General features: G+C 61.1%; 6 protein-coding genes. 2 read left to right on the top strand and 4 right to left on the bottom strand.

The window, feature by feature from the left end; genetic code table 11:
* The coding region (locus LJE93_14270; protein MCG6950073.1) for a helix-turn-helix domain-containing protein at positions 1–199 on the top strand (199 nt) is incomplete at its 5' end.
* A gap of 15 nt (positions 200–214) precedes the next feature.
* Here the strand turns inward: LJE93_14270 and LJE93_14265 are convergent.
* The 4 genes from LJE93_14265 to LJE93_14250 form a co-directional block, all read right to left on the bottom strand.
* Positions 215–784, bottom strand: a complete 570-nt coding sequence (locus tag LJE93_14265; protein ID MCG6950072.1) for a nucleotidyltransferase — start codon at positions 782–784, stop codon at positions 215–217.
* Complete coding sequence (locus LJE93_14260) at positions 774–971, bottom strand: hypothetical protein (protein MCG6950071.1); 198 nt, start codon at positions 969–971, stop codon at positions 774–776. The genes LJE93_14265 and LJE93_14260 overlap by 11 nt, the downstream gene beginning before the upstream one ends.
* A 157-nt stretch (positions 972–1,128) precedes the next feature.
* The gene (locus tag LJE93_14255) at positions 1,129–1,335 is read right to left on the bottom strand and encodes a hypothetical protein (protein ID MCG6950070.1); all 207 of its coding nucleotides are present in this window, start codon (positions 1,333–1,335) and stop codon (positions 1,129–1,131) included.
* 15 nt (positions 1,336–1,350) lie between these two features.
* Positions 1,351–2,232: a glycosyltransferase family 2 protein gene (locus LJE93_14250; protein MCG6950069.1), complete on the bottom strand. Its 882-nt coding sequence runs from the start codon at positions 2,230–2,232 to the stop codon at positions 1,351–1,353.
* Between the two features lie 293 nt (positions 2,233–2,525).
* Between LJE93_14250 and LJE93_14245 the strand changes: the two genes are divergently transcribed.
* A partial coding sequence (locus tag LJE93_14245) for a hypothetical protein (GenBank protein MCG6950068.1) occupies positions 2,526–6,229 on the top strand: 3,704 nt, incomplete at its 3' end.

Raw genomic sequence — 6,229 nt, 5'->3', positions numbered from 1 at the left:
GCGCGAGCTGCAGCCGGGAGATCGCATCGAGCTTTCCGAGCCGCGCAACCTCATCGCCGCCCAGTGCGGCACGGCGCCGGAGGTCCTCTCGCGCACCTTCCGCCGCCTCGAGGACGACGGCGTGCTCGAGGCCGCGCCCCGCCACGTCACCATCCTCGACCCGGACGGCCTGCGCTCGCTCGCCGAGCTGATCGAGTAGGCTTCTGGTGTCCTATCAGCCCTGTTCGCGACCGAGACCATTCACGATTCCGGTGAATCTATCTACGAGGGTCGATCCCAGGTCGAGCGATTCCTGAAGGTCAGAAAGTACTTCTGATACCAGGCGCTGATCGAGCTTCGGATTCTTCAATAGAACCGATCGAACGTCTTCGAGGTCTCTGGGCCTGCCGGCGAGCACCTTGTGCACGATGAGGTCCTCGGCGGAGGCGAATCGGACTTTCGATCCGGCAACCTCGATCTCCGCCGCGCGATCGATGGCTTCTCGCTCGTAGGGCGAGAATGAAAGGATGAAATCGACCCTTACCCCGCTGGGTTTGTGGAGGCAGGGGAGCACCATCGTTCGAGTAGTGAACTCCTCAGGATCCACAAGCGGTTCGAGACCGGAGGCCTCGGCCACCTCGACCAACAGATCGAGCTTCTCGAGCCCGGCAGCAACGGTGACATCGATGTCTTTCGTCAAGCGGGGCTCGCCGTGAACCAGGACCGCCTGTCCTCCGATTACCATGTAACCGAGGTTTTTTCGATTCAGGTTGTCCGCAAGATTGGCAAGAATCTCAGCAAACATTCAGGGCCTCGGCGAGGCGTAGGTCGACCTCAAGACCATCCAGGGGATCCTCCAGCGGCAGCACCCCCAGCTGGGTCGCGTGGTTCCAAAGAGCCTCGAAGATCCGAAGGTTGGCGAGGTAGTCCGCCGAGTCCCTTGTCACGAGCGAATCCTCGAACTCCCGAAGCGCGTCCGCATCCGTGATCATGGGTCGATTATACAATGGAAAGCGCTCAAATGGAATGACTTAAGGTCAGACTAGGTGCGCCGAATTCCCGGCCGGAGCCGCAAAGTTGGCCGTTGCGGGGACGAATTGCCCACTCCCTGGTCGCGCCGATTCACCAGCCGAGGGAAGAGTATTGCTTCTAGTGCCCGTCTGGTTTGGATTCCGCGGCGGTTTCGTCTGCCGTTTCCGCCTGCTCCACCCCGCCCGATTCGAAATCCATGTCGGCGATCGCCTCGTCCGGAGTCGGTGTCGCTTCGACGGCGGGCGGAGCCTGTTCGGACGGCGCGCAACCCAGCGGCAGCAGTCCGACCGTGATCAGCGCCCACAGAATGAAAAGCTTCTTCATCAGTTGCCCCCTCGTTCATCGGTGGAGACGGTCGGCCCGTCCCGGGTGCAGGATACCGAGTACATAGTTCCAGCGATAGTCCAGATCCCAGAACATCTCCCGCCGCCAATTGCCCGGGAGCAACATGCTCAATGCCCGCACCTTGGCCGCGACCGTCGGGCGGCCGATCAGGGTCCAGAACAGCTCCGGGTGCCTGCGGACCACGTAGCGCGAAGCGGTGCCCGCTGTCCGGGCCCGTGCGCGGTAGGCGGCCGGTCCCTCGTAGCGGTGATCGTGGTAGCAGACCGCCTGCGGGACGTAGCGCATCGGCCGGCCGCGGCGAGCCATCCGGTAACCCCACTCGCCGTCCTCGATGGCGACCACCGGAAAGTCCGGATCGAAGGGCTCGTCCAGCAACCACTGCCGCGGCACCGCCAGGTTCGTCCCCCAACAGGCGTCCCACGGCGTCGGTTGGTCCGGGTCGAGCCGGCCGTAGTTGAACTGGTGGCCGCCGGGCGCGAGCCACGCCATGTAGTCGGTGATCGGCCGCTCCGGGTCCCACTCCACCCGTCCGATCGCGATGCACGGACCGAGCTCGTCCTGGGCGCGTGCGTGCACGGCCAGGCATTCCGGGTGCGGCCGGGTGTCGTCGTTGAGAAAGACGATCAGCTCCCCGTCGGCCGCCTGCGCGCCGAGGTTTCGGGCCGGGCCGGGGCCGGCCTTCTGCTGGCTCAGGACCCTGACCGCGAAAGGGCGGGGCTGTTCGGCAGTCTGACGGGTTGCCCCATCCTCGCCGTCAAGCACCACCACCACCTCGAATGGGGGAGTGGAGGGGTCGAGCTTTCCGAAGGCCTCGAGGGTCGCCTGCAGCCGACCGGCGCGGCCGACGGTGGGAATGACAACCGAGATGCGTGTCATGCGAGGAGAGTATACGCGGGAGTCCCGACTGGCGGTGTCATCCCACTGATCAACCTCCAGCCTGGCCGATCACTCGAGAGCACTAGCCAATATCACTCAAAATAATGAGAAAAACAGTCCATTTGAACCATTGTGATGTACACATCGAGGACATAACTTGTAAGCCGAGGGCGTCTCATTTTTCTTTGGGAGGAGCTGGTCGTGTCGAATTCTCCGTGCCCGCTCCATTCTGACGGAGCATTCCGGAGGGTGCGGAAACGGTGAGGGTGGGCGCATGGCCGTGCTTCGCGCGCATGGCGCTCACGATCGTGGTCGTGGGCGCGGCGGCCTCTGCAAATGGCGATGAACTCGTCTTCGAAGACAGCTTCGAGACTGGGGATTTCAAACGGTGGAGCTCAGTTGAGCCACCACCCGCCCCAAAATTCCGGTTCAGCGTCGATTCGGCAAGCGTGAATGAAGGCGCTGGTGAAGTTCAGCTTCTCGTTCAGTTAATGGACGGAGGCGTAGCACGTGCCGAATCCTCCACCTCGTCGGCGAGCGTGAGGGTGCGCACGTTGAACGCGGAGGCCGCCGGAGGCAGCGACTACGGCTGTTTAGACGTCGTTCTGACGTTCTCTCCCGGTGTGACGAGTGTGCCGTTGACAATCTACATCTTCGAGGACCTGCTCGATGAAGTGGATGAGACATTCACTGTTTCGTTGTCCGATCCGGAGACCGGCACTTTGGGTCAACCGGCAACGGCAACTGTCACGATCAAAGACAACGACTGGCCCCCCTTCGTCTATCTCGCCGACGGTGGCTTCTATTCTGCGACCTACGACGCCTTCGAGCAGTTCGGAGAGATCAGTATTCCCGTTCGCCTGTCAGAGCCGAGCGGTCGGGAAACCCAGGTTACGTTTGGCACCTCTGACGGGACAGCGATCGCCGGCGAGGATTACGGCGAGCTATCAGAGACGCTGGTGTTCGCGCCCGGACAGACTGAATTTCTCGTCACGATCCCTGTCACAACGGATCCTCAATCCGACAGCCGAGAATACTTTCACGTCACTATATTCAGCCCGGTCGAATGCAGCCTCGACGATATGTTGCCGGACGCCGGCGAGGTAACGATTCATGATGACCTTTGGGTCGAATTCACGGAATCGGAGATACCCGTGCCCGAGAACGCCGGCTCGGTGAAGGTGCAAATCAACCTATCAGTAGCCGCCGACAAGGACATCAACGTCGAATACGCGACCAGCGACGTTACCGCTACCGCAGGGGAGGATTACACGAGTGCAGTCAGTTACTTGTGGTTCAGTCCCGGAGCTACCGATCGGTACCTGCAGGTATTGATAGGCGAGGATTCCCTCCGTGAGGGCGACGAATCATTCACTGTCTCGCTGGGAGATGTGTCCGGTTTACCGATTTCGGGCCCTTCGGTCGCAAAGGTGACGATTCTTGACAATGACGTGCCAGAGGTATTCCTCGAGTCCTCCAGCTTCTCCTTTGGAGAAGAAGACGGGCAGGTGTATTTGGGGGTATCTCTATCCGGAGAGGCTTCGGACGACGTGATCGTCAGTTACGTCATGTCTGAGGGTACAGCCCTCGACCCGCTCGATTTTCTGCAGGCGAGCGGCACTGTGACGATACCCGCCGGGCAAACGGCGGGATACATTCCGCTTTCGATTGTCGAAGACGATTTGATCGAGGGGCGAGAGACCTTTTCTGTCGCGCTGACCGGGGCACAGGGAGGCGTGGTGAGATCGCGCGGCACCGGTACCGTATCCATCATCGACAACGAACTGCGAGCCGTTATCGGAGAGCCGGAAGGTCGCGTGTATTGCGACGGCCAGGTCCTCGGAATCGATGGTACGAAATCGGTTGTACCGCCCGGCTACGATTCGTGGTTTGCCGTTCTCCGAGATGACGGTTCCGACTTGATGGAGGTGGTGCAACTCGCGGATGGTCTGACAGGTTCGTTTCAAACCTCGGGAGCTGTCCCCGCCTATCGGGTGAGACTGGTGGTGGCGGCGCCCGGATCCATACCCTTGGACACCGCGCTGAGGGGCGAACCGGATCCGTGTGCGAATCAGGAGCCGCCCTCGTCGTGCGTCAGTGACGAGGTGGTAGTGGAACATTCGGATCTTAACACCTGTCCATTCACGACGAGGTACGTGTTCCCGGACGCGGTGCTTCTCGTCTGGGGCGGGTCGAGCACTCCGAGCATGGAGCTCGAGCGCAGCTCCGACGGCGGACAGTCCTGGGTTGCATTTCAGGAGCCAGGAAATCAGGATCATGATGGCGGTACCGAAAGCTACACAAGCTTTACGGACAGGACGGTTGATCCCGGGCAGACCTACCACTATCGAATCAAGTGGAACACATTTTCGGAGTGGTATTACCTTGGCAACACCTCCAACCCTCCTGGAGATCCTGTCATCACTCCCGTGTGGGACGCACCGCGACCAGTGCCCTCGTTCGAGTCTGTAGAGTGGAATTGTCCACAAGGTGCGAGCCGCTTCCAGTGTTTCGGCAACCTCGGATTGACTTTGAATCCGGAACCCGGGGAGAGCCTCGGAGGGACAACGGTCAGCGTCTTCGTCAACGAGGATACGTTCGAGGCCGTAGGCGGAGATGGCGGAGAGGTCCCCATCATTTGGCCCGGATCGTTCCCGTTTGCCGGCCGCGATGAACCTGGGTGCGTCGAACGGAATACTGACGCGGACCTCGTAATCGAGGTCCCGGCAGACGAAGAATCGGTCACCGTAAATCTGCCAAACGTCCGGTACGGAGCCAACAGCTTCCGATTCGTTGTTGAGGATTCGGATGGTGGTTATTCGGAACGTGCGCTTCTGTACGGGATCCATGATGAGGTCGGTTTGCACGATGCGGTTCACGAACCACTCGCGCCACTCCTGTTTGGCACCAGCGTTTCGGTCGAACACTTCCAGATCTTCGGTCTCGGCCCGGTAGGCATTCGAAGCCCTGACTGCGCCGACGGAGACCAACGAAGGTCGACATGGGGCCTGGGAGAGAACGTGCTTTACACAGCCACGCTTGCCTGGGGGGGCGTCACGACCAGAATCGGAGCCGACGAGCACGGCCGCTGGACCAATAACCTGGACCTCCTGAACGGCGTGGACTACGGCTTCAAAACGCTGCCGATCGACTCGTGCTGGTCGGAAACCGCAGGACATGTCGGGCGGTCGATTCTGGACGATAGCGGTTTTGCTATCACCACCACACAGACCGCCCAGGAGATTTGCCCGGGATCTTCGCAGGCCTATCTCGACCCGATTCACGTTGACACGGGTCTCGATGGGCCCCACGCGCCGGCGATCGACGTTGTGCCAAGCAGCCTGTTCAGTCTTTCCGACAACCAGGTAGTCGTGTTGCCGGTTCGATTCCGGGTCACAGATCTCCACCACGATGTGGATGTCAGCTCGGTCACCATCACGAACGAGTCCTTGGATCCGCCGACGATGGTTTATGGCTTCTATGCTGACAACCAGGATGACCGGGACAACGGTGATTGGGGCTGGTTCGTGGCCGAGGTCCCGGTTGGGTTGCCCCTCGGGGCGACCGCTTTCGAGAATGCCCTCCGTTTCCACGTCTCCGACTACGCCGGACAAACGGCTGACCAGCTCTTTGCCGTCACCCGCCAGAAGCCGCTCGTGTGGGCTGAGATTGGTGAACCCGATCCACCGGAAGTTGAACGGGGCGAGGTCGTTGCCTTCGACGGGACCGCATCGATCGTGCCGGGGCTGGACGAAATCGGCGGCGGTGTCGCCCGGTGGCTTTTCTTTCACCAGGTCGGCGAACGCTGGGCACAGTACCGCGACGCCGGATTCGCCAACGGGTCCGAAGGGCTGCGGCAGCGCGTGGAAATGCCTCGAGAGTCGAGGCTCAAGGCGAGGCTCATCGTGGCGGCATCACTGCTGGATTTCCCTTCAGACCCTTGGACCACAGACCCGCCATGTTCGTGGAACGAGGGCGACGGAAGGTGCGACTCCAA

It is taken from the genome of Acidobacteriota bacterium, assembly GCA_022340665.1.
GTDB lineage: Bacteria > Acidobacteriota > Thermoanaerobaculia > Thermoanaerobaculales > Sulfomarinibacteraceae > Sulfomarinibacter.
The sequence above is the reverse complement of the archived record's forward strand: the minus strand, read 5'-3'. Positions and strand labels throughout refer to the sequence as shown.

What these genes read in the sequence shown, in the direction of transcription:
- LJE93_14255 (MCG6950070.1), bottom strand. Translation starts at nt 1,335, where the DNA reads ATGAAGAAGCTTTTCATTCTGTGGGCGCTGATCACGGTCGGACTGCTG.
- LJE93_14260 (MCG6950071.1), bottom strand. Translation starts at nt 971, where the DNA reads ATGATCACGGATGCGGACGCGCTTCGGGAGTTCGAGGATTCGCTCGTG.
- LJE93_14250 (MCG6950069.1), bottom strand. Translation starts at nt 2,232, where the DNA reads ATGACACGCATCTCGGTTGTCATTCCCACCGTCGGCCGCGCCGGTCGG.
- LJE93_14265 (MCG6950072.1), bottom strand. Translation starts at nt 784, where the DNA reads ATGTTTGCTGAGATTCTTGCCAATCTTGCGGACAACCTGAATCGAAAA.